Source organism: Amycolatopsis sp. NPDC051045 (assembly GCF_040682955.1).
Lineage (GTDB): Bacteria > Actinomycetota > Actinomycetes > Mycobacteriales > Pseudonocardiaceae > Amycolatopsis.
On the sequence record NZ_JBFBCC010000017.1, the window covers coordinates 100630 to 124320 of the forward strand.

Below are 23691 nucleotides of genomic sequence, written 5' to 3' on the forward strand. Positions count from 1 at the left end.
CATGGCGGACAGTCGCAAGGTAACCATCTCTGAGGCCGACTATCTGCGGATCCTGGTCCACGGCACCTCCGCGTTCGAGGTGCTGCGCACCGCCCTCGAGTTCGAGCTGTTCGAGAAGCTGGACGCGGCGGGCGGCATGGACGTCGACGAGACGGCGGCCGCGCTCGGCGTCGAGCGCCAGCCGGCCCGGATCCTGCTGCTGGGGCTCGCTTCCCTGCTGCTGCTGGAAAAGCGCGGCGACAAGTACGTCAACAGCAAGATGGTCGAGCGCAAGCTGCTGCGCGAGGGCGAGCGGTTCCTCGGCCCGCTCGTCGACATCCAGGCGAAGATCATCAACGCCACGATGGTCGACTTCGCCGAGTCCATCCGGCAGAACACCAACGTCGGCCTGCGCCGGCTCGAAGGCCCGGGCGACACGCTCTACGAGCGCCTGACCGCGACCCCGGACCTGCAGAAGGTGTTCTACGACAACATGGGTGACGCCTCGCGGCGCGCGTTCGCGCAGATCCTGGAGAAGTACGACTTCTCCGGCATCCGCCACGCCATCGACCTCGCGGGCGGGGACGGCAGCAACTCCGTGGAGCTGGCCAAGCGCTACCCGGAGCTCGAGGTCACGGTGATGGACCAGGAAAGCGTGACGCAGCTGGCCGCCGGCCGCATCGAGGACCCGGACGTGCGCAAGCGCGTGCACTTCCACGCCGGCGACATCCTCCACGACGCCTACCCCGAGGGCGCGGACGCGATCTTCGTGTTCCACATCTTCGAAATCTGGTCGCTGGAGCGCAACACCGAGCTGCTGCGCCGGTGCTACGACGCCCTCCCCGAGGGCGGCGTCTGCCTGGTCTACAACTGGGTCTGCAACGAAGAGGGCACCGGGTCGATGGCGGCCGGGCTGGTCTCGCCGTACTTCCTCACGCTCGCTTCGGGCGAGGGCATGACCTACGCGCCGGGCGACATGGAGCGCGCCGCGCTCGACGCCGGCTTCGCGCGCGTCGACCTGCACCAGGACATGGGCTTCAGCCACGCGCTCGTCGTCGCCCACAAGGAAACCGCCGGCCAGGAGGGTCGATGACCGAGGGGCTCGAGCACTCCGGTGCACGGCCGGAGCCGATCGCCGTGATCGGGATGGCCTGCCGCTTCGCCGGCGGGATCGACTCGCCGGCGAAGTTCTGGCGGCTGCTGCGCGATGGTGCGGACACGATCGGCGAGGTCCCGGAGGACCGCTGGGCGTGGTACGCGCGGCAGAGCGGCGCCCACGCGGCCGCGCTGCGTGATGTCACCCGCTCCGGCGCCTTCCTCGACGACATCAAGGGCTTCGACGCGGACTTCTTCGACCTGACCCCGCGCGAGGCCGCGTTGATGGATCCGCAGCAGCGGATCGTCCTGGAACTGGCCTGGGAGGCGCTCGAGCACGCGGGCATCCCGCCGCGGTCGCTCGCCGGCACCGACACCGGCGTCTTCATGGGGGTCGGCGCCGACGACTACGGCCGCCGGCTGCTGGAGGACCTGCCGCGGATCGAGGCGTGGACCGGCATCGGCAGCTCGTACTGCGCGGTGGCCAACCGGGTTTCCTACGCGCTGGACCTGCGCGGGCCGAGCGCGGTGGTGGACACCGCGTGCTCGTCGTCGCTGGTGTCCATCCACCTGGCGGCGCAGGCCCTGCGGGCCGGCGAGTGCCCGGTGGCGCTGGCCGGCGGGGTGCTGGTGATGGCCGCGCCCGGGCTTTCGCTCGTCCTGGACGCGGCCGGGGCCACCTCGCCCGACGGCCGCTGCAAGTCGTTCGCCGCCGACGCCGACGGCTACGGCCGCGGCGAGGGCGGCGGGATGGTCGTGCTCAAGCGGCTGTCCGACGCCCGGCGCGACGGCGACCCCGTGCTCGCCGTGCTGCGCGGCAGTGCGGTGCACCAGGACGGCCGCACGAACGGCATCATGGCCCCGAGCGGCGACGCGCAGGCCCACCTGATGCGCCGCACCTACGAGGCCGCGGGCATCGACCCGGCGACCGTCGGCTACGTCGAGGCGCACGGCACCGGGACCCGCGCGGGCGACCCGCTCGAGGCCGCGGCGATGGCTTCGGTGTTCGGCAAGGGCCGGGCCGCCGAAGAGCCCTGCCTGATCGGCTCGGTCAAGCCCAACATCGGTCACCTGGAGGCCGGCGCGGGCGTCGCCGGCGTCATCAAGGCCGTGCTGGCACTGCAGCACGCCGAGATCCCGCCGAGCCTCAACTGCGACACGCCCAACCCGGCCATCCCCTGGGACGAGGCCCGGCTGCGGGTGGTGACCGAGCCGACGCCGTTCCCGGAGCAGGCCGGCCCGCGCCGCGCCGGGGTCTCCGGGTACGGCTACGGCGGCACGATCGCGCACGTCATCCTCGAAGAGGCGGACGCGACCGCGGAGCGTCCGTCCACAGAGGACACCGGGCCCGCCCTGTACCCGGTGTCCGGGGCCAGCGCCGAGGCGGTGCGGCAGAACGCGGGCCGGCTCGTCGGCTGGCTGACCGCGCACCGGGACACGAGCCTGGCCGACGTCGGCCACACCCTGGCCGTGCGCCGCCCGCACCTGCCGCACCGGGCCGCGGTCTTCGCCGAGGACCGCACCGAGCTGATCAACCGGCTCGGCGAGCTGGCCGTCTCGGGACCGGAATCGGTCGCCGGCCCGGCCGCCGGGCCGGGAGCCGTCTGGGTGTTCTCGGGACACGGTTCGCAGTGGGTCGGGATGGGCCGCGAGCTGATGGACACCGATCCCGCCTTCACCGCGGTGCTCGACGAAATCGACCCGGTCTTCGTCGCGGAGCTCGGGGTGTCGCCGAAGGCCGTCGTGCGGTCCGACGCCCGGCAGCCGGTGGACGTCATCCAGCCGATGATCTTCGCGATGCAGGTGGCGCTGGCCGCGACCTGGCGCGCGCGGGGCCTGCGCCCGGCCGCGGTGCTCGGGCACTCGGTCGGCGAGATCGCCGCGGCGGTCACCGCCGGGGTGCTGACCCTCGAAGAGGGCGCCCGGCTGGTCTGCCGGCGCTCGGCGCTGCTGCGCCGGGTCGCGGGGCAGGGCGGCATGGTCATGGTGGCGCTGCCGCCCGAGGACGTGGAACGGCGGCTGGCCGGCCGCACCGACCTCGCGGTCGCGGTCGCCGCGGCCACCACGTCGACCGTGGTGTCCGGGGACGTCACCGCGATCCAGCAGTTCACCGAGCGGCTGCGCGCCGAAGGCACCGGTGGCCGGCTGGTCGACTCGGACGTCGCCTTCCACAGCGCGCAGATGGACCCGCTGCTCGACGAACTGGCCGCGGCCGCGGCCGACCTCGAACCGCGGCCGGCCACCGTCCCGCTCTACAGCACCGCGCTCGCCGACCCCCGCACGGACAGCCCGCGCGACGGCGCCTACTGGGCCGCCAACCTGCGCAACACGGTGCGTTTCGTGCAGGCCCTGACCGCCGCCCTGGAGGACGGCCACCGGCTGTTCCTCGAGGTCTCGCCGCACCCGGTGGTCGAGCACTCGATCAACGAGACCTTCGACGGCCTCGGCATCACGGACGGGTTCGTCACCCACACCCTGCGGCGAGCCAAGCCGGAACGCGAAACCCTGCTGACCAACCTCGGCCTGCTGCACGGGCAGGGCGCCGACGTCGACTGGCGGGCCCTGTGGCCCGAAGGCGACGTCGCCGACCTGCCCACGACCGCGTGGCAGCACAAACCCCACTGGGCGGAGGAACCGGACCCGCCCACCGCGGCGGCCGAGCACCACGACGTCGCCGGGCACACGCTGCTCGGCGGGCGGACCGTCGTGCGCGGCACCACGCCGGCGCACGTCTGGTCGACCCGGCTGGACCGCGAGTCGCGGCCCTACCCCGGCAACCACCCGGTGCGCAACGTCGAGATCATCCCGGCGGCCGTGCTGCTGAACACCTTCGCCACCGCGGCGGCCGCGGTCGGCCCGCGGGCCGACCTGGCCGAGGTCGCCCTGCGCGTCCCGGTCAGCGTCACCAGCACGCGGGACCTGCAGGTGGTGCTGCAGGACGGGACGATCCGGCTGTCGAGCCGGCTGAGCGGGCGCGGGACACCCGGCGAGGACACCGCCGAGCAGGGCTGGGCCACCCACACCACGGCCACGCTCGAGCCGCGCACCGACCCCGCCGCGGAGCCGGCTGGGGACGCCGCCACCACCGAGGAACTGCCCGCCGGGTTCGTGATCGACCGGCTGGCCTCGCTCGGCGTCGCCGCCATGGGGTTCCCGTGGGTCGTGGAGCAGCTCCACCGCGGCGAGGGCACGCTCGTGGCCACCGTCCGCGCGGATCCCGACCCGCAGCGCCGTCCGGACACCTGGGCCTCGGTCCTCGACGCCGCCCTGTCGACCGCGTCGGTCGTGTTCACCGGGGAGCCGATCCTGCGCATGCCCGCGCACATCACGCGGGTCTCGCTGGCGGACACGCCGCCCGCGCAGGCCGTGATCACCGTGCGGCAGACCGGCGAGCTCACCGTGGACGTCGAGATCGCCGACGGCGAAGGTGCCGTGGTGGGCAGGCTCACCGGGCTGCGCTACGGCGTCCTGGACGGTGCCCCGGCGGCGGACGCCGGCACCGGGGTCGGCCCGCACAAGCTGGTCCACCCTCTCGGCTGGGTGGCGCTGGAGAGCGGGGAACCGCAGCCGCGGCGGGCCGCCGTGCTCCTCGGGCCGGACAGCGCGCTGATCGGCCGGCTCACCGAGCGGCTGGCCGGTGCGGCGGTGCCGTTCCGCGTCATCGGCGCGCCGGACGAGCTGACCGAGGACGAACTGACCGGCGAGTACGACATCCTGGTCGTGCCGGGCCGGGCCCGGCCGGCGACGGTCGCCTCGGCGGCCGCCGAGGCGTCGTGGCTGCTCTCGGCCACGGCCCAGCGGCTGGCCTCGACGCAGGCCCGCCTCTGGTGCGTCACGCAGGGCGTGCGGTCCGGCGCGGACGAAGCCGCGCTCGCGCACGCGTCCACGTGGGGCGTCGGCCGGATCGTCGGCGGCGAGCACCCGGAGATCTGGGGCGGGGTCGTCGACGTCGGCGACTCCCCCGAGGACGTCCCGGCCCTGCTCGACGTGCTGACGACGGCTCGCGGCGAAGACGTCGTCGCGATCCGGGACGGCGAACCGCTGGTCCCCCGCCTGCTCCCGCTCGAAGGCGAGCCGGCCGGACGGGCACGCGGCTGCCAGCCGGACGGCACCTACCTGGTCACCGGCGGGCTGGGCGTGCTCGGCCTGCGGGTCGCGCAGTGGCTGGCCGACCGGGGGGCGCGGCGCATCGTGCTCGCCGGCCGCCAGGGGCTGCCGCCCCGCGACACCTGGGACACCGTCACGGATCCCGAGGCGAAGGCGAAGCTCGACGCCGTGCGCTCCCTGGAGCGGCTGGGCGTCACCGTGGTCCCGGTCGCGGTCGACATCGCCGACCACGCCGAGGCCGCCCGGCTGCTCGCCCCCGCCGCGCTCGGGCTGCCGCCCGTCCGCGGGGTGGTGCACGCGGCCGGCGTGCTCGACAACCGCGAGCTGCGCACGCTCGACGAGGAGTCCCTGCGCACGGTGCTGCGGCCCAAGGTGGACGGCGGGCTCACGCTGCACCGGCTGTACCCGCCGGGGAGCGTGGACTTCTTCGCGCTGTTCTCCTCCAGCGGCTACCTGCTCGGCCTGCCCGGGCAGGCCAGCTACGCGGCGGCCAACGCGTTCCTCGACGCGCTCGCCGCGCACCGGCGCGCCGCCGGGGACACCGGGACGACCAGCTTCGGCTGGACGTCGTGGCGCGGGCTCGGCATGTCGACGTCGTCGGAGATCATCGACGTCGAGCTCGCCGCTCGCGGCACCGCGGACATCGCCCCGGCCGACGCGTTCGCCGCGTGGGAGCTGATCGAGCGGCACGACCTCGGCTACGCGGCCGTGCTGCGCACGGTGCCCCTGGGCCCGGGTGACCGCCGGCTGCCGCTGCTCTCGGCGCTGCCCGAGGACACGACGGGCCAGGACGGCGAACCGGAGCACGACGAGCCGTGGGCCGGGCTGACCGGGGCGGAGCTCACGGCGGTGCTGACCGCGGAGATCCGAGACCAGGTGTCGGCGGAGACGAAGCTGCCGGCCGCCGAGGTGGACCCCCGCCGGCCCCTGGTCGAGATGGGTCTCGACTCGGTGATGACGGTGCGGATCCGCCGCGGCCTCGAGCGGCGGTTCGGTCTGCAGCTGCCGTCGACGCTGTTCTGGGACCGGCCGACCGTCGAGGCCGTGGCCGAGCTGCTCGCCGAGCGGCTCGACCCGGCGGAACTGGAGCAGGCGGCGTGAGCGAACTCCTGGCGGACAACGGGATCACCGAGCGGGTCGTGCCGTGGCCCGCCGACCTCGCGCACGCCTACCGGGCGGCCGGCTGCTGGCGCGGCCGGCCGCTGGGCGCCTCCCTGTGGGAGTGGGCGGCGCGCCGGCCCGAGCGGGTCGCGGTGGTGGACGGCGACGTCCGGCTCACCTACCGCGACCTCGCCGAGCACGCCGACGGCCTGGCCACCGGGCTGGCCGCGAGCGGGCTCGGCCGGGGCGACACGGTGCTCGTGCAGCTGCCGAACCAGTGGGAGTTCGTAGTCGTCACGTTCGCCTGCTTCCGGCTCGGGCTGGTGCCGGTGATGATGCTGCCGCCGCACCGCGAGCACGAGCTGGCCTCGATCGGCGCGCACGTGGGGGCGAAGGCGATCGTCGTGCCGGACAGCTGGAAGGGCTACGACCACCAGGACCTCGCGGAGCGGGTCGCGGCCACGCTGCCGCACCCGGTGCGGGTGCTGGTGGTGGGCGACGAGGTGCGGGCGGGCCACGTCGACGTGCGGGGCCTGATCAAGCAGTCCGGCGACCCGGCCGCCCGGCGGCAGTGGCTGGACGAGCACGCGCCGTCCGGCTCCGACGTCGCCGTCTTCCTGCTCTCCGGCGGGACGACGGGCACGCCCAAGGTGATCGCCCGCACCCACGACGACTACGAGTACAACATCCGCCGGTGCGCGGCGGCCTGCGGGTTCGGCCCGGACACCGTGTACCTGGCGGTGCTCCCGGCCGGCCACAACTTCCCGCTCGCCAACCCGGGGATCCTGGGCGCGCTGTACGCCGGCGGCCGGGCGGTCCTGCTGCCGTCGCCGCGGCCGGACGCGGTGTTCGAGGCGATCGAGGCGGAGGGCGTCACGGCCACCTCGGCCGTCCCGGCGGTCGCGCTCAGGTGGATCGAGGCGGCCGCGGAGAACACGCGCGACCTCGGCAGCCTGCAGCACCTGCACGTGGGCGGTTCGGTGCTGGCACCGGAGGTGGCGGCGCGCATCGGGCCGGCGCTGGGCTGCGGGCTGCAGCAGGTGTACGGGATGGCGGAGGGCCTGGTCTGCTACACGGCACCGGGCGCGTCCGACGAGGAGGCGCACGGCACGCAGGGCAAGCCGATCAGCCCGTTCGACGAGCTGCTGCTGGTGGACCCGGACGGCGAGCCGGTGGCCCCGGGCGAGGTGGGCGAACTGCTCACGCGGGGGCCGTACACGCCCCGCGGCTACTTCGGGGTCCCGGAGGTGAACCGCCAGTCGTTCACCCCGGACGGCTGGTTCCGCACGGGCGACCTGGTCCGCATCACCCCGGCGGGCGACCTCGTCGTGTGCGGCCGGGTCAAGGACCTGATCAACCGCGGCGGCGAGAAGATCTCGGCGGCGGAGGTGGAACTGCTGGCCCAGGAACTCCCGGCGGTGGCGGAAGCGGCGGCGGTGCCGATGCCGGACCTCGAGCTGGGCGAGCGGGTGTGCCTGTTCGTCCGCCTGCACCCGGGGCACTCGCTGACGCTCGAGCAGCTGTGCACCGCGCTGACGGCCCGCGGGCTGGCGGCGTTCAAGCTCCCGGAACGCCTGGAGGTGCTGGACGCGTTCCGGCACACCGCGGTCGGCAAGGCGGACAAGAAAGTGCTGCGGGAGCTGCTTTAGTCCTGCGGAAGGCAACCGGGGCCCGGCGTTCGCGCCGGGCCCCGGTTTTTTGCTTCCCCGGGGCACTTGATCCACAAAGGACCACCCGGAACGCCGAAGGCCCCGCACGCGGCCGAAGCCGCGTGCGGGGCCGGAGAAACCGGTCAGCGCGACCGGTGGTGCGCCGTCAGGACCTCCAGCGTCGGGACGATGTCGTTGGGGCCCGGGGTCGCCAGCCACTCGTCGTGCAGGGCGCGGGCGCCGTCGCGGTACGACGGGTTCTCCAGGACCTGCTGGATCAGCTTGCGCATCTCCTCGACCGACTGCGTCTTGTGGTTGAGGCGCTCGCCGGCGCCGTGGTCCATCACGAACGTGGACGTCCAGGTCGCCTCGACCTTCTTGTCCGGCATCGCGTACTCGATGGTGCCGTCCTCCTGGACCGTCACCACCACGCGGGCCGCTTCGCCGGTGTCGAAGATCAGCTGGGGGATCTCCGCGCCGGTCGCCGCGGCCAGGGTGCCGATGCCGCCGTGGTGGATCAGGGCCGTGCACGTCGGCAGGAGCTGGGGCAGCGGGAGGTAGTGCACCGCGCGGACGTTGGCCGGCAGCGGCGGGATGCCCGCGAGCTGGCCCTCGCTCAACGTCGCGATCACCTCGACGTCCAGCTCGCCCAGCGCCTCCATCAGCATGGTCAGCCGGACGACCTCCGGGTTCGCCTCGAACTCGAACGCGTTCTCGCCGCGTTCGGCCTCGTCCCGCACGTGCGAGCCGGCGTACGCCTGGCGGGTCGACACCCCGAGCGAGACCGCGACGCGCGGGCGTTCCGGCTTCTCGTACAGCCAGCTCGGCAGCTCGGACGCGCCCGCGAAGGGCACGTACCGGACCGGGACCGTCTTGGCGCTCGTCGGCATCCGGAGGCCGGGCGACACCGCGTCCAGTGACCAATGTCCGTACAGCAGGTCGTCGCCCATCTCGACGCCCAGCCGCTCCGCCACCGGCGCGATCATCGAGCCGAGCGGGTTCTCGTCGAGGCCGGCGGCGAGCACCTGCTCGCGGTACCTCGCGAGCCGGTCGAGGCTCCACGCGTAGATGTCCGGGCCGAGCAAGAACCGGGCCTGCGCCGCACCGCACGCCTTCGCCGCGATGGCGGCGATCGGGAACGTCGGGTCGTAGATCACCAGATCCGGTTGCCACGTACGGGTGAACTCGACCAGCTGGGCCGCCTCCGGCCGGTCCGGGCGCAGGTAGTCGCCGCACGGCAGCAGCATGTACTGGTAGAACACGTCCCACGCGTCGCGCTCGTGCGGCTCGATCGCCAGCGCCTGGGCGTAGCGGTCGATCTCGTCGCCGGCGCTCGGGAGCCCGGCGTCCTCGAGGAAGCGGGCCTCGATCGAATCCGGGTCGCCGAGCGGCACCGGCGTGAGCCCCGCGGCCGCGATGATGTTCGTCAGGCCGTGGAAGGTCGCGACGCGCACGTCGTGGCCCGCGCTCTGCAGCGCCCACGCGGTGGTGGCGAACGGGTAGAAGTGCGCGTGCGCCGGGTAGCAGGCAAACAGGACGCGCATGGGGATCTCCTTCTCGTGGCGGGGCTCGGCGGGCGAGTTCATCTCAGCGCCCGGACGTGCGGCGTCGCATCTCCGCGGTTGCGCGTTACCCGTGGTCGGCTGGGTAACCATCGGCGCGGCTATCGCGGGCGGCGGGCGGTGAGCAGCTCGGACAGGGCGTCGGCGAACGCCGCCGGGTGGGTGACGAACCCGACGTGGCCGCCGGGGAAGTGGGTGATCGGGACGCCGAGGCGGGCCGAGAGCACCCGGTTCGGCTGGTAGGGGAAGTCGTCGCGGGACTTGTCGCCGCCGCCGAGCACCAGCCGGCCGGCGAGCGGCCGGAGCGCCTCGACGTCCGGGACGAGGGCCGGGTAGGCACGGACCTCCCGCTCGAACCACAGCGTGTGGTTGGCCCGGATCCGCGCCAGCATGGCGGCCAGCTCGTCCGGCGGGAGCTGCGCGTCGTCCGGGGGCTTCGTCGTGCCCCGCATGCCCATCCGCTCGCGGAAGACGCCCATCGCGACCGACGGCCCGGAGTCCTGGTAGGTCCGGTAGAGGTCCGCGTAGAACGCCAGCCACCCGGCGGCGTCCGGCAGGACCGACGCCAGCGGCGGCTCGTGCACGACCGCGGTGCCGACGCACTCCGGGTGCCGCGTGAGCAGTTCCAGCGCCACGATGGCCCCCGAGCTGCCGCCCAGCACGTCGGCCCGGCCGCCCGCCACGTGCTCGATGAGCGCGCGGGCGTCCTCGACATCGGCCCGCACCCGGTCCGCCCCCTCGTCCGGGGCGTCGAGCGGGCTGCGCGAATAGGCGCGCTTGTCGTAGGTGATCACGGTGTGCCGACCGGCCAGCGCCTCGGCGAGCGGGGTGTACGGGCCGCCGTCGCCGTTGCCGGTCGGGATCAGCAGCAGCGCCGGGCCCGTTCCGCGCACCTCGTAGTACAGGCTCGCGCCCGGAACGCGCAGCCGACCGGCCACGAGTTCGTCCACAGTGGATGGTCGGGGACCGCCACCTGCTCCGGTGGCGAACCGCGGCTCGTTCATTCAGCGCTCCGCTCCTCGCCGGTCCAGCCGAGTATGGCCGGGCCGGGTGCGGCGGGGCATCTCCTCGAAAGCCCGGTTCGGCGGGGGGTCACCGGCCCGGGACGCGGTCGCCGTCCTCCGCGTCCTCGGCCGTCCGCGGGGCCGGGCACCGCCGCGAAACCACCACCAGCACCGCCGGTTGCCCGTCGCCGCCGCGGATCGCCGGCACCAGGGCCTTCGAGAAGGCCAGCACCGAGCCGGGCCCGAACCGGGCGTGCCCGCCGTCGGCCGTCAGCACCTCGAGCGTGCCGCGCCGGACCACGACCAGCCCGTCCGGCCACCCGGGCCCGATGGCCTGCGGCCGGTCGGAGGGGACGACCACCTCCCGGCGGCGGAACGCCCGCGGCGGCGGTCCGTGCGGCAGGGCCGGCGGGTCATGCTCATCGCGCCGCATCTCGCTCGCCCAGCTCCCACGTCGGCGGCAGGCCGAACGCGGAGAACACGTCCGGCATGAACGTGGTGATCTCCGCGACCTTCCCGTCGGCGAAGCGGAGCACGTCGAGCGACTGGGCCCGGAACTGGTCGTCCCCGGCCCGGCGCACGTACTTCGCGCACGCGGGCTGCCGGTTGGCGCGCGTCGGCAGCACGCGGAACTCGCCGTAGCGGCCTTCGCCGACCGTCCGGCCGGCGAACTCGACGATCGCGTCCCGGCCGAGGAACGCCGCCGGGTGCGGCGGCATCGTCAGCCGCGCGTCCGCGCACAGCAGCTCGGTGATCGCGTCGAGGTCGACGCGCTCGTGGGCGTCCATGTACTGCTGCAGCAGGGCGCGCTCGGCCGTGGTCGGGTCGGTGTCCGGCGCCCATTCGGAGCGCTGCGGTGGCAGGTGCTCCTTGAGCGAGGCGCGGGCCCGCTGCAGCCCGCTGTTCGCCGACGCGACCGTCATCCCGAGCAGCTCGGCCGCGTCCTTGGCCGGCCAGCCCAGCACGTCCCGCATCACCAGGATCGCGCGCTGCCGCGGGGGCAGGTACTGGATAGCGGTCAGGAACGCGAGTTCGATCGTCTCCTTGGCGATGACGACCGCCTGCGGGTCGCTCTCGGCGGAGACCGCCTCGTCGAGCAGCCGGTCCGGCACCGGCTGCAGCCACGGCACCTCACCCGGCGACGCCGTCGATTCGGCACTCGGCCCGAGGTCGGCCGGCACGGCCTGGCGCCCGCGCCGGTCGAGGTGGTCGAGGCACGCGTTGGTGGCGATCCGGTACAGCCACGAGCGGAACGCCGAGCGGCGCTCGAAGCTCGCCCGCTTGTTCCAGGCCCGCAGGAACGTCTCCTGGACCATGTCTTCCGCGTCGTCGAGCGAACCGAGCATCCGGTAGCAGTGCACCTGCAGCGCCGCCCGGTACCGCTCGACGAAGCCGCCGAACGCCTCACGGTCTCCCGCCAGGGCGGCGGCGACCTGCGTGCGGTCCTCGTCGACCGTTCCCTGTGTACTCATGAAATCCTCCGTGATCGATTCACGTGAAAGACCTGCGACGCGTTTCCGCCACGACCATACGGCTTGGCGTGACGGCCGATCACCACGCTGTGACCCCGCCTGCCGGTTTTCCCGCCGAAAGCGCACTTTCCGAGAAGCGTCGCGGCCGTCCCGCACGGCGGCGGGCGGGACGGCCGCGGCCGCCGGTCATCGCCGGAACCGGTTCACCAGCTCGGCGGTGCGCCCGCGACGGCCCCACGCGACCACCGCGGCGATCACGAACAGCACGATCGTGATGGTGGGGTTCGTGTGCAGCACGAACAGGTTGGTGATGGTCGCGCCGACGCTCAGGGCCGCGAGGCCGAGCCCGGCCAGGCCGCACAGCGCGGGAATCGCCAGTCCGATGGCGCCCGCCAGCTCCAGGACGCCGGTCAGCACGCGGAACCACTGCCCGGCGCCGATCTCGGCGAACATGTCGACCATCTGCGGGTTGGCCGTGACCTTGGCGATGCCGGCCAGCGCGAACTCGGCCAGCAGGCCGATCTGCAGCACCCACAGCACGATGTTCAGGGCCTTGCCCGGCCGCTTGGCCGTCGTGCCCGGGACCTGGCGGGTGGCGACGTTCTGCTGAGTCATGACGATCTCCCTCGTTTCGGTGTCCGGCGTGTTCGCCGCCTCTGCCCAATACGACGGCCGGGCTCGCCGAAACTCATCGGTCGTCGCGCGAATTTCCCACAAAACGTCCCTGGGCAGCACAAAGGGGGCCGCCACCGGATCACTCCGGTGGCGGCCCCCTGCTCCCGGCCTGGGTCAGATCACCTCGACGTCGGGCACGAAGCGGATCCACTTCCCCCCGGCCTCGCGGAACGCCTGCTCCTTGGCCATGATCTCCTCGGCGTGGTTCCACGCGAACAGCAGCGCGTAGTCCGGGTACGGGTCGGCGAAGTCCGCCGGCGGGCGGACCGGCAGGTGCGAGCCGGGCAGCAGGCGGCCCTGCTTCGCCGGCGTCGAGTCGCACACGAACGGCACCAGGTCGGTGCCGATGCCGCAGTAGTTGGTCACCGTCGAGCTCTTGCCCGGTGCGCCGTAGCCGACGACCCGCTTCCCGTCCGCCCGCAGCTGCCGCAGCAGCGTCATCAGGTCGTCGCGGATGCGAGCGACGTTGCGCCCGAACTCGGCGAGCGTGGCCGGCTCGTTGAGCTTGCTCGCCTCCTCCTCGGCCAGCAGCCCCGCCAGCCGGGCCGACGGCACCCGCGCGCCCGGGCGGGCGATCGTGTAGCGCACTTCGCCGCCGTGCATGGCGATGCGCTCGGCGTCGACCAGCTCGAACCCGAACCGCTCGGCCATCGCCCGCACCGAAGCGACGCTGAAGTAGTACACGTGCTCGTCGTAGATCTGGTCGAACGCCATCCCGCTGACGATCGTCTCCAGGTACGGCTCTTCGAAGACGAACACCCCGCCCGGGGTGAGCAGCGTGTCCAGGCCGCGGAACACCGAGTCGATGTGGGCGATGTGGCAGATGGTGTTGGCCCCGAAGACGACGTCGGCCGGGCCGTGCTCGGCCCGCACCGCGGCCGCGCACTCCTCGTCGAAGAACGCCGACAGCACCCGGATGCCCTTCTCCCGGGCGATGTCCGCGACGTTCCCGGACGGCTCGACACCCAGGTGGCGGACGCCCGCGGCGGCGATGGTGCCGAGCATGACGCCGTCGTTGCAGCCGATCTCGACGATGAACGGGTCCGGCCCGGTCAGTTCCGCTTCGAGGAAGTGCCGGGCGTCGGCCGCGAAGTGGTCGCGGTGGCTGGCGGAGCCGGACGCGTGGTAGCGGTAGCCCGCGTGGTAGCGCAGTTCCTGCGGCACCACGGTGACCAGCTGGACCAGGCGGCACCGGGTGCAGGCGCCGACCGCGAGGCGGAACCGGAACTCCCCGGCCACCTCCTCGGGCAGCAGGAACCCGTTGGCCGTCGGCTGGTCGCCCAGGTCGGCGAACTCGAGCACCGCTGCACCGCAGACCCGGCAAGTGGTTTCTTCCATTGCTCTCTCACTGTCCTTTCGCGACCGGGGCCGGCCGTCAGACGGCTCCGTTGTCGGACAGGTTGAGCCACCAGTCGCTCGCCCGTGCCCACTCGATGGTCTTGATCAGTCCGTCCCGCAACGAGGTTTCCGGTCGCCAGCCGAGGATCCGGCCCGCCTTGGCGTTGTCCGGCACGCGCCGCAGCAGGTCCTCGTAGGACGAGCCGAGCTTCTCCGCGGTGTCGACCTCGACCGTGCCGGGGGCACCGGTCAGCTCCGCGACGAGCCGGACGACCTCCCCCACCGTGGTCTCGACCATGCTGCCGATGTTGAACGCCTCGCCGACCGCCCCGGGCAGGTCCGCCGCGCGCAGCGTGCCCTCCACCGCGTCGTCGATGTAGGTGAAGCACCGGGTCTGCTCGCCGCGGTCGTAGATCACGAGCGGCTTGCCGTTGAGCGCGCGGTGCACCGACCGGCTGACCACGTACGCCGGGCGCTGCCGGGGGCCGTACACGTTGAAGTACCGCACGATCGTCGCCTCGATGCCGTGCTGGCGCGCGTAGGCGTAGGTCAGGTGCTCCGCCAGCGCCTTGCTCGAGGAGTAGGACCAGCGGTCCGACGACGTCGGGCCGAGCACCCGGTCGCCGTCCTCGCGCCACGGCACGGTCGGGTTCTTGCCGAACACCTCGCTGGTCGAGCTGAGCACCACCCGCGCCCCCGCGGCGTCGGCGGCCTCGAGCACGTTGCGGGTGCCGGTGAAGTTGATGTCGACCACGTCGAGCGGGCGCGCCAGGTACTGGTCCACCCCGACCACGGCGGCGAGGTGGAACACGACCTCGGCGCCGGCCGTGGCCCGGCCGAGCGCCGCGCTGTCCCGGAGGTCGCCTTCGACGACCCGGACGCCTTCCCGCACCGCGCCGCGCGGCGCGACCGCGTCGAACACGGTCACCTCGTCGCCGCGGTCCAGCAGGCGTTCGACGAGGTGGTGACCGATGAACCCGGAGCCGCCGGTGACCAGGACCCGGCGTGCGCTGCGTCCCGCCATCAGCCGGCCTCCGCCCACTCGACGCCGGATTCGAGGTCGCGCAGAGCGGTCCCCCGGCCGATCCCCCGGTAGGTGTACCCCGCGGCGACCAGCTCGGCGATCCGCTCCTTCGAGTAGTACGCGCGCCCGTCGAGCAGGACGCACTTCGGCGCCACCGGCAGGGCCGCGAAGTCGATGTCCTCGAAGTCCCGGTGCAGGGCGAGCACCGCGATGCAGTCGGCGTCGCGGACCGTCTCGGCCACCGACGCGGACGGCGCGATGCCGAACATCGGCTCGATCTGTTTCGCTTCCACGAGCGGGTCGTACACGCGCACGGTCGCACCCGCCTTCTTCAGCGCCTTCACGGTCGCCTCCGTCGGCGTCGCCCGCAGGTCGCCGGTGTTGTTCTTGAACGCCAGGCCGAGCACGCCGACGACGGACCGCGCCGGGTCCTTGCCCTGGCGGACCAGCTCGTCGATCGCCAGCTGGGCGGCGTACTCCGGCATGCCCGCGTTGACCTCGCGGCCGGTGGGCGCGGTGCGGATGTCGACCCCGTGCTCCTGGGCGGACTTCCAGACCATCCACGGGTCCTTGGTCAGGCAGGAGCCGCCGACGCCGACGCTCGGCAGCAGGATGTTGACGTTGCCGGTGCCCTTGGGGATCGTGTTGGCCGCGGAGACGACGTCGAGCACGTCCACGCCGTAGACGGCGCAGAACTTGGCGAGCTCGTTGGCCAGCGCGATGTTCAGGTCGATCCACCAGTTGCTGGCGAGCTTGATGATCTCCGCCGCCTCCAGCGAGTCGCGCTGGATGACCTCGACGCCCAGCCCGCGCCGCCAGAACTCGACGGCGGCCTGCACGCAGTCGGCCCCGTACCCGCCGGCGACGATCGGGAACGCGCGCAGCTCGGCGAGGGCGGTGCCCTCCGCCAGCCGTTCCGGGGTGAACGCGAGGCCGAAGTCGACGCCGCCGCGCAGTCCCCCGCCCTCCAGCTCGGGGAGCACGACCTCCCGGGTCGTGCCGGGCGGGACGGTGCTCTTGAGCACCACGAGCTGACCGGTCCGCAGGTGGGCGCGAAGCTCGCGGCAGGCGCCGATGAGCTGCTCCGAGGACAGCGAACCGTCGTCGCGGACCGGCGTGCCGACGCAGATCAGGATCACGTCCGCGGCGGCCGTCTCGGCGAAGTCGGTGGTGACCCGCAGCCGGCCCGCCTCCATGCCGCGGAAGACCATGTCGGGCAGACCCGCTTCCTCGATCCGGAAGTAGCCCCACGAAAGCTCTTCGACCAGCTGCGGGTCGCTGTCGACGGCAACGACGTCGAAGCCGCGGTCGGCCAGCGTCGCGGCGACGCACGAGCCGACGTAGCCGAAGCCGATCACGGCCACCGTGATCGGCTTGTTCTCAGACAGGAAACGCATCCGTGTCTCCAATCGAATGTCGCGGTCCGGACAGCCGGCCGCCTGGGTCCCAGGGTCACGGACCGTCGCCGCCGGCGGCCTCTCCTCGGTTGCCGGCGCGGCGAACAGAGCACGCCGGGAGGAGGTCCGGCCGAGCCCGCACTCCGGGAGGTGCCCGCCGGGGGCGCGCGATGGGAGCGTTCGGGAACAGTGTCCGTCCGTAGGGGAGCCCATGAGCGACGACCTCATCAACGTGATGCAGCCCTGTCTCGGCGAACGAGAGCTCGCCGCGGTGCGGGAAGTCTTCGAGAGCAACTGGATCGGCCGCGGACGGCGTACCGCCGAGTTCGAGACGCGGTTCGCCGAGCACCTCGGTGTCGGGCGCGAGCACGTGGTTTCGGTCAACTCCTGCACCGAGGGCACGTTCATCGCCATGGAACTGCTCGGCGTGGGCCCCGGCGACGAGGTCGTCCTGCCGTCGATCAGCTTTGTCGGCGCGGCCAACGCGATCGCCTCGCGCGGCGCGCGGCCGGTGTTCTGCGACGTGGACCCGCACACGCTCAACCCGCGGGTGGCGGACATCGAGGCCGTGCTGAGCCCGCGGACCAAGGCGGTCGTGATCCTGCACTACGGCGGGCACCCCGGCGACGTCGTCGCGATCGCCGCGCTGTGCCGGAACCGCGGCATCAAGCTCGTCGAGGACGCGGCCATCGCCGTCGACTCGCGGGTGGACGGCCAGGCGTGCGGCACGTTCGGCGACATCGCCGTGTGGAGCTTCGACCACGGCAAGATCGTGGTGACCGTGGACGGCGGCATGCTGTACGTCCGCGACCCGGAACTGGCGGCCCGCGCGCCCAAGGTGGCCTACCTCGGCATGGAACAGCGCAGCGGCTTCGACCAGGCCATGCGCGCGAGCACCCGCTGGTGGGACTTCGACGTCACGTCGTTCTCCCGCCGTTCGACGACGAACGACGTGCTCAGCGCGATCGGCATCGTGCAGCTCGAGCGGCTGCCGGAGTTCATGGCCCGCCGGGCCGAGGTCGCGGCGAGCTACGACGAGGGCTTCGCCGGGCTGGCCGGCCTGCGGCGGCCGCCGCGGCTGCCGGCCGGGCACCGGACGTCCCACTACATGTACTGGGTGCAGCTCGACCCGGCGTTGCGCGACGTCATCGCCCGCGACCTCTACGCCCGCGGCGTCTACACGACGTTCCGGTACCCGCCGCTGCACGAGGTGCCGGCGTACGGCTGGGACACGCCGTTGCCGGGCTCGGAGGCGGCCGCGGCGCAGACCCTGCTGCTGCCCATGCACCAGGGCCTGAGCGACGGCGACGTGCGCCGGGTGGTCGACGCCGTGCGCGACTGCGTGACGGCCCGCACCACCGACCTGGCCGCGTAGGTGATCCGCCAGTTGTCGTCGCGCCTGGTGTACCGCAACGAGTGGCTCGCGTTGCGCGAAGACCGCATCGAGCGCCAGGACGGCTCCCAGGGCATCTACTCGGTGATCGAGCGCCCCGACTTCGCGGTGGTGATCGCGGTCGAGAACGGCGGGTTCCACCTGGTCGACCAGTACCGCTACCCGGTGGGCGGGCGGTTCTGGGAGTTCCCCCAGGGCTGTTTCCCGGCGGGCCGGACGGGAACGCCGACGGAGCTCGCGTACGCGGAACTGTCCGAGGAGACGGGCCTGCGCGCGGGCGGGCTGCGCCACCTGGGTCACCTGTTCGGCTGGCACGGCGCGAGCCCGCAGGCGTGCGACGTGTTCGTGGCGACGGACCTCACCCCGGGCCCGCCCGCGCGGGAAGCGACGGAGCAGGACATGCGCCACCGCTGGTTCCCGCGCGAGGAAGTCGAGCGGATGATGCGGGACGGCCGGATCAGGGACAATTCGACGCTGGCGGCGTATGCGTTGTACCTGCTGGAGGAGCGCGACGCGGGTTGAGGCGGCTGCGGCACCCACGCACAAAGGGCGGGTCTCCCCGGAGACCCGCCCTTCCCGTCACCCGAGCTCAGCCGGCGAGGAACGCCTCGACCTCGAGCTCGATCTCCACCTTGTCCCCCACGACGATCTTCGCGCCTTCGACCAGGCCGAAGTCGATGCCGAAGTCGCTGCGGGTGATCGACGTGCGGCCGCCGAAGCCGACCCGCGGCTCGCCCTGGACACCCGTGGGGTCCGCGCCGAGGAACTCCAGCTCGATCTCCACGCCCTTGGTGACGTCGCGGATCTCCAGGTCGCCGGTGAGCAGCCACCGCGAGCCGTCCTGGCGGAGGCCGGTGCTCGTGAACGTCATCTTCGGCGCCTGCTCGACGTCGAAGAAGTCCCTGGTGCGCAGGTGGTTGTCGCGCATCTCGTTGCCGGTGTCCACCGAGGCCATGTCGATCGACACCGACGCCGACGAGCGCGCCGGGTCCTCGTCGATCACCAGCTGGCCTTCGAACGCGGTGAACCGGCCGCGCACCTTGCTCATCAGGTGGCGCACCGCGAACCCGACGTTCGAGTGGGCCGGGTCGATCACCCAGGTGCCGGCGGTCACGCCGGGCAATGCGTCAGGCATAACGTCCTCCTCGTCGAGCGGGCCGGGGCCCCGCGAGGAGCCCCGGCCGCTTGGCTGACTGCATACGTTCCCGGATCCTCCCGGACGCGCCCGGCGCCCGGCATCTTCCGGCATGCCTTCCCCAGTCAAGTCCACATAGGACGGACGTCAGTCACGTGTGGACGAAGTCAGGGGATGATCTCCATCTGCGCCATCATGCCGATGGACGAGTGGTCCAGGAAGTGGCAGTGGTAGACGTACTTGCCGGTGTACTCGGTGAACGTGGCCTGCACCCGGATCGACTCGCCCGGCATGATGAGCACCGTGTCCTTGCGGCCCGCGTCGTCCGGGCCCGGTGCCGCGCCGTTGCGGTCGAGCACCCGGAACTGCTCCAGGTGCAGGTGGAACGTGTGCGGCGCACCCCAGACCGTGTCGGTGTTGGTGACCGTCCAGATCTCCGTCGCCCCGCGCTTGACCTGGAAGTCGACCCGGTTCACGTCGTAGGCCAGGTCGTTGACGAGCCCGACGTTCCCCGAGTCGTCGAACCTCATCGTGACCTGCCGCCGCACGGTCGGGGTCCCCAGCGCGGGCAGCGGCCGCAGGGTGGCCGGCACCCGGCTGGTGTCGGCCGCCGTGCGCGTCACGTCGAACCGGAGCACCGGGCCCGACACGTCGGAAAGCACGAACTTCGACCCGATCGGCTGGTTGGTGAAGTCGACCACGATGTCCACCCGTTCCCCGGAGGTGAACGTGATGTCCGAACGCGTCACCGGCGCCGGCAGCAGGCCGCCGTCGGAGCCGATCTGCGTCATCGCCAGGCCGCCCAGGGTGAGGCGGAACCCGCGTTCGTTGCCGGTGTTGAGCAACCGGAAGCGGTACTTGCGCGCCGCGACCGGGAAGTACGGCGCGACCACCCCGTTGGTGAGCACCGTGGTGCGGTCCGGCGCGAAGTTCGGCCAGACGAGCGCGCCGTTGGCGTCGATCTGGGCGTCGCGGAGCATGATCGGCACGTCGTACTGCCCGCTGGGCAGGTTCAGGCCCTTTTCCGCGTCGTCGTCGAGGATGTAGAAGCCGTGTAGTCCCTTGTAGACGTTCTCGGCCTCGGTGCCGTGCGAGTGGTCGTGGTACCAGAGCGTCGCGCCCTGCTGCTGGTTCGGGTACCGGTAGGTGCGGCTCTGGCCCGGCTGGATCAGGTCCATCGGGTAGCCGTCACTGACCTGTGGGTTGTGCCCGCCGTGCAGGTGCACATTGGACGCCACGGTCAGCTCGTTGCAGAAGGTGACCTCGACCGGGGTGCCCGTCTTGGCCCGGATCAGCGGCCCGATGAACTGGCCACCGAACGTCCGCACCGGCGTCGGCTTGCCGGGGGTGAACGCGAACTGGGCCGTCTGGATCGGAATCCGGTAGGTCTCGGTGCCGTCCGCCCGGCGCACCGGCGTCAGCGTCTGCGGCACCGGCATGACCTGGGTGAACTGGGTGACCCCCAGGGACCGCCGCGCCGCGGGTTCCGACCCGGCGGCCGCCCCGTGTCCGGTGTGGTCCACCCCGGCGGGCGCGGCTCCGGCGGTCAACGCCGACGGCAGTAGTGCCGCCCCGCTCGCGACGCCGCCCGCCGTCATCCACCCCAGCATCTTTCTTCGATTCAACATCGACCGCTCCTCGGATCTCGTTGTCCCATCCCACGGCGCCGAGCCCGGCGCCGTCCCCCCGACCGAGCGATCCTCTGTTGCCGGGGGTGGCGCGGACATCTCTGTACATGCGCGAATAGGTGGGAAAAACGGACCGGTTGAGCGCAAAACGGGATGATGTGTCACCGATGTCTACGCCCCGCAACGAATCCGGTACGCGGGGTGGTGCTCAGGACTTCAGGACCTCCGCCAGTGCGTCGTCGATCGCGGCGACGTCTTCGGGCAGCAGGCCGAACATCGTGAAGTGCCCGAGCGGGCTGTCGATCACGCGCAGCCGCGCGTCGCGGATCAGGGCGACGTCCGGCTCGTGGTCCTCGGCGGGGAAGAACTCGTCGCCGCCGAACGGGTAGGCGAAGAACCGGGCGGTGATCCGGCCGAGCGCGGCCGCCATGTCCCCGCCGGTGTGCCGGCTCACGTCGGCGTCGCGCCACTTCGCCGCCTGGCAGAGGAGGTTGTTCGGGTCCATCGGCGCGAAGTGCCCGCGCATGAAGCCGAGCGTGAACTCCTCGACCGCCGAGAACCCGAGCCGGCGCCAGACCTCCTCGCGGAAGAAACGGCGGCTGGTGGCCGCCGCGGCGAACGCCATCGCGTGCCGGGCGAGACCGACGTGCACGTCGTCGGAGTCGGCATAGGACCCGTCCGCGAAGGCCGGGTCCGAACGCAGCAGCTCGGTGTGCACGTCGATGAACAGCCGGTTCTGCACCGGGGTCTTCGCGGTCGCCGCGAACACCCCGGCGCGCTGAACCGTTTCCGGGTAGCGGACCGCCCACTCGTAGGTCTGCAGCCCGCCCATCGACCAGCCGATCACCGCGTGCAGGCTGGTGAGCCCGAACTGCTCGGTGACCAGCCGGTACTGGGCCCGCACGTCGTCGGCGACGGTGACGGCCGGGAACCGGGGCCCGTCGAACGGCGCCGGGGTGTTGCTCGGCGAGGAGGACAGGCCGCTGCCGAGCTGGTCGGGCAGGATGATGAAGTACCGCGACGGGTCGAGCGCGCGGCCCTCGCCGATCAGGCCCTCCATCGCGGCCGACGTGCCCGAGTACATGTGCGGCACGAGCACGGCGTTGTCGCGTGCGGCGTTCAGGCGCCCGTGCGTGCGGTAGGCCAGCCGCGCGTCCGGCAGGGTCACCCCGCTGTCCACTGTGCACGCTCCGAGTGCGAAGTGTTCGTGCGGTCCCTGCACCGCCGCCGTGTAGTAGTCGCGGCCCATCGTGACCTCCCGGGGATCGTGGTGCCCCAGACTTTCCCGCTCCCGATCGACGCGTCTTCTCCGCCGCTGCGCGGTCGGCCCAGCGCCGCAAGGGAAGAGAGTCACGGGCCGCGGCCGCGGCTAACGTGGTGGCCACGGCGATCTCGCCCGTTCCCGGTGGCCGGCGCGTCCCGGTACCGCCCGCGGTAGAGAGGATGACCCCATGGCCAGTGCGGCCGAAGAACTCGATGCTGTCGTCGTGGGTGCCGGCTTCGCCGGGCTCTACATGCTTCACCGCCTCCGCGGCCAGGGGCTGTCCGTCAAGGTCTTCGAAGCCGGTGCCGACGTCGGCGGGACCTGGTACTGGAACCGGTACCCGGGCGCCCGGTGCGACGTGGACAGCCTGAACTACTCGTACTCCTTCGACCCGGACCTCGAGCAGGACTGGGAGTGGACGGAGAAGTACGCGAGCCAGCCGGAGATCCACGCTTACCTGCGGCACGTGGCCGACCGCCACGACCTGCGCCGGGACATCGTCCTGCGGACGCGGGTGACGGCGGCGGTGTTCGACGAGGACACCGCCCGGTGGACCGTCCGCACCGACGGCGGGCACGAGGTTTCGGCGCGGTTCTGCATCATGGCCACCGGCTGCCTCTCGACGCCGAAGTTCCCGGAAGTGCCCGGGCTGGAACGGTTTTCCGGTCCCTGGTACCACACCGCGCGGTGGCCGGAGGACGACCCGGGCTTCCGGGGGCAGCGGCTGGGCGTGATCGGCACCGGGTCCTCCGGTGTGCAGGCCATCCCCTTCCTCGCCGGGCAGGCGAGTGAGCTGACGGTCTTCCAGCGCACCCCGAACTTCGTCTTCCCCGCGTTCAACGGGCCCATCGACCGGTCGGTCGTCGCCGAAACCAAGGCGCACTACCGGGAAGCCCGCACCGCGGCCCGCCACTCGCTCTTCGGCGTCGCGATGGACATGCCGACGCAGTCCGCCCTCGAGGTGAGCGACGACGAGCGCCGCGCGGTCTACCAGGAGTGCTGGGACCGCGGGCACGTCTTCGCCCTCGTGCAGTCGTTCACCGATCTCATCTTCGACGCCGGGTCCAACGAGACCGCCGCCGAGTTCCTCCGGGAGAAGGTGCGCGACCGGGTCGACGACCCCGAGCTCGCGCGCAAGCTCGAACCGCGCGGCTACCCGTTCGCGACCAAGCGCCCCTGCCTCGACACCGGCTACTACGAGACCTACAACCGCGAGCACGTCCACCTGGTGGACCTGCGCGAGGAGGACCTCGTCGAAATCACCGCGAAGGGTGTGCTGACCACCGAGCGCGAGTACGAGTTCGACAGCCTGGTCATCGCGACCGGCTTCGACGCCATGACCGGCGCGCTGCTCGCCGTGGACATCCGCGGCCGCGACGGCGTCGCGCTGCGGGACAAGTGGCGCGACGGCCCGGAGACCTACCTCGGCGTCGCCGTGGCCGGCTTCCCGAACCTGTTCACGATCACCGGCCCGGGCAGCCCCTCGGTGTTCGGCAACATGATCGTCTCGATCGAACAGCACGTCGAGTGGATCGGCGACCTGGTCGACCACATGGCCCGGCACGACCGGTCCGTCGTCGAGGCGGTGGACACCGCCGAGAAGGAGTGGACCGAGCACGTCCGCGCGGTCAGCGACGCGACGCTCCTCCCGCGCGCGGACTCGTTCTACCTGGGCGCCAACGTCCCCGGGAAGCCACGGGTCTTCATGCCCTACGTCGGCGGCGTCGGGCCGTACCGGGCGAAGTGCGACGAAGTCGCCGGCAACGGCTACGAAGGTTTCGTGTTGCGGTGAGCCGATCGGCCGCCGACCCCGCAACGGCAGAGATGCCGGACGCGGGCGGCGGGTGTGAGGCTGGCAACACGGCTGG

The 23691-nt window shown here is 72.6% G+C and carries 17 protein-coding genes; 6 read left to right on the forward strand and 11 right to left on the reverse strand.

What is annotated here, in order from left to right; all coding sequences use genetic code 11:
* Position 1: 1 nt before the first annotated feature.
* From AB0M80_RS32935 to AB0M80_RS32945, 3 genes are read left to right on the forward strand one after another with little or no spacing between them, the layout of a single operon-like run.
* Complete coding sequence (locus AB0M80_RS32935; protein ID WP_364572744.1) at positions 2–1072, forward strand: methyltransferase; 1071 nt, start codon at positions 2–4, stop codon at positions 1070–1072.
* On the forward strand, positions 1069–6282 hold the full coding sequence (locus tag AB0M80_RS32940) for a type I polyketide synthase (protein ID WP_364572745.1): 5214 nt from the start codon (positions 1069–1071) through the stop codon (positions 6280–6282). The genes AB0M80_RS32935 and AB0M80_RS32940 overlap by 4 nt, the downstream gene beginning before the upstream one ends.
* The gene (locus AB0M80_RS32945; RefSeq protein ID WP_364572746.1) at positions 6279–7931 is read left to right on the forward strand and encodes an AMP-binding protein; all 1653 of its coding nucleotides are present in this window, start codon (positions 6279–6281) and stop codon (positions 7929–7931) included. Before AB0M80_RS32940 ends, AB0M80_RS32945 begins: the two co-directional genes overlap by 4 nt.
* A 143-nt stretch (positions 7932–8074) precedes the next feature.
* Here AB0M80_RS32945 and AB0M80_RS32950 read toward each other — a convergent pair whose 3' ends face one another.
* The 8 genes from AB0M80_RS32950 to AB0M80_RS32985 all read right to left on the reverse strand — a co-directional run bounded on the left by AB0M80_RS32950 (position 8075) and on the right by AB0M80_RS32985 (position 16403).
* Positions 8075–9475, reverse strand: a complete 1401-nt coding sequence (locus AB0M80_RS32950) for a nucleotide disphospho-sugar-binding domain-containing protein (protein ID WP_364572747.1) — start codon at positions 9473–9475, stop codon at positions 8075–8077.
* A 119-nt stretch (positions 9476–9594) separates the two neighbouring features.
* Positions 9595–10497 carry an alpha/beta hydrolase gene (locus AB0M80_RS32955; protein WP_364572748.1) on the reverse strand — a complete coding sequence of 301 codons (903 nt, stop codon included), beginning with the start codon at positions 10495–10497 and terminating at the stop codon, positions 9595–9597.
* A gap of 88 nt (positions 10498–10585) precedes the next feature.
* The gene (locus AB0M80_RS32960; protein ID WP_364572750.1) at positions 10586–10930 is read right to left on the reverse strand and encodes a hypothetical protein; all 345 of its coding nucleotides are present in this window, start codon (positions 10928–10930) and stop codon (positions 10586–10588) included.
* A complete protein-coding gene (locus tag AB0M80_RS32965; RefSeq protein WP_364572752.1) occupies positions 10917–11969 on the reverse strand; it encodes a sigma-70 family RNA polymerase sigma factor in 1053 nt (350 codons plus the stop codon). Before AB0M80_RS32965 ends, AB0M80_RS32960 begins: the two co-directional genes overlap by 14 nt.
* A gap of 186 nt (positions 11970–12155) precedes the next feature.
* On the reverse strand, positions 12156–12584 hold the full coding sequence (locus AB0M80_RS32970) for a DoxX family protein (RefSeq protein WP_364572754.1): 429 nt from the start codon (positions 12582–12584) through the stop codon (positions 12156–12158).
* Positions 12585–12758: 174 nt separating this feature from the next.
* Complete coding sequence (locus AB0M80_RS32975) at positions 12759–13982, reverse strand: class I SAM-dependent methyltransferase (protein WP_364572756.1); 1224 nt, start codon at positions 13980–13982, stop codon at positions 12759–12761.
* A 37-nt stretch (positions 13983–14019) separates the two neighbouring features.
* Complete coding sequence (locus AB0M80_RS32980) at positions 14020–15006, reverse strand: NAD-dependent epimerase/dehydratase family protein (protein WP_364572758.1); 987 nt, start codon at positions 15004–15006, stop codon at positions 14020–14022.
* Positions 15006–16403 carry a nucleotide sugar dehydrogenase gene (locus AB0M80_RS32985; protein ID WP_364572760.1) on the reverse strand — a complete coding sequence of 466 codons (1398 nt, stop codon included), beginning with the start codon at positions 16401–16403 and terminating at the stop codon, positions 15006–15008. Before AB0M80_RS32985 ends, AB0M80_RS32980 begins: the two co-directional genes overlap by 1 nt.
* A gap of 211 nt (positions 16404–16614) precedes the next feature.
* Between AB0M80_RS32985 and AB0M80_RS32990 the strand changes: the two genes are divergently transcribed.
* Complete coding sequence (locus AB0M80_RS32990; protein ID WP_364572762.1) at positions 16615–17778, forward strand: DegT/DnrJ/EryC1/StrS family aminotransferase; 1164 nt, start codon at positions 16615–16617, stop codon at positions 17776–17778.
* A 3-nt stretch (positions 17779–17781) separates the two neighbouring features.
* Complete coding sequence (locus AB0M80_RS32995; protein ID WP_364572883.1) at positions 17782–18318, forward strand: NUDIX hydrolase; 537 nt, start codon at positions 17782–17784, stop codon at positions 18316–18318.
* A gap of 67 nt (positions 18319–18385) precedes the next feature.
* Here the strand turns inward: AB0M80_RS32995 and AB0M80_RS33000 are convergent, their stop codons facing one another.
* The 3 genes from AB0M80_RS33000 to AB0M80_RS33010 all read right to left on the reverse strand — a co-directional run bounded on the left by AB0M80_RS33000 (position 18386) and on the right by AB0M80_RS33010 (position 21808).
* Complete coding sequence (locus AB0M80_RS33000) at positions 18386–18931, reverse strand: YceI family protein (protein ID WP_364572764.1); 546 nt, start codon at positions 18929–18931, stop codon at positions 18386–18388.
* A 167-nt stretch (positions 18932–19098) separates the two neighbouring features.
* Entirely contained in the window at positions 19099–20559 is a 1461-nt protein-coding gene (locus AB0M80_RS33005; RefSeq protein ID WP_364572766.1) for a multicopper oxidase domain-containing protein, read from the reverse strand.
* A 208-nt stretch (positions 20560–20767) separates the two neighbouring features.
* Positions 20768–21808 carry an alpha/beta fold hydrolase gene (locus tag AB0M80_RS33010; RefSeq protein WP_364572768.1) on the reverse strand — a complete coding sequence of 347 codons (1041 nt, stop codon included), beginning with the start codon at positions 21806–21808 and terminating at the stop codon, positions 20768–20770.
* Between the two features lie 202 nt (positions 21809–22010).
* Between AB0M80_RS33010 and AB0M80_RS33015 the strand changes: the two genes are divergently transcribed.
* On the forward strand, positions 22011–23615 hold the full coding sequence (locus AB0M80_RS33015; protein WP_364572770.1) for an NAD(P)/FAD-dependent oxidoreductase: 1605 nt from the start codon (positions 22011–22013) through the stop codon (positions 23613–23615).
* The last annotated feature ends 76 nt before the right edge of the window (positions 23616–23691 follow it).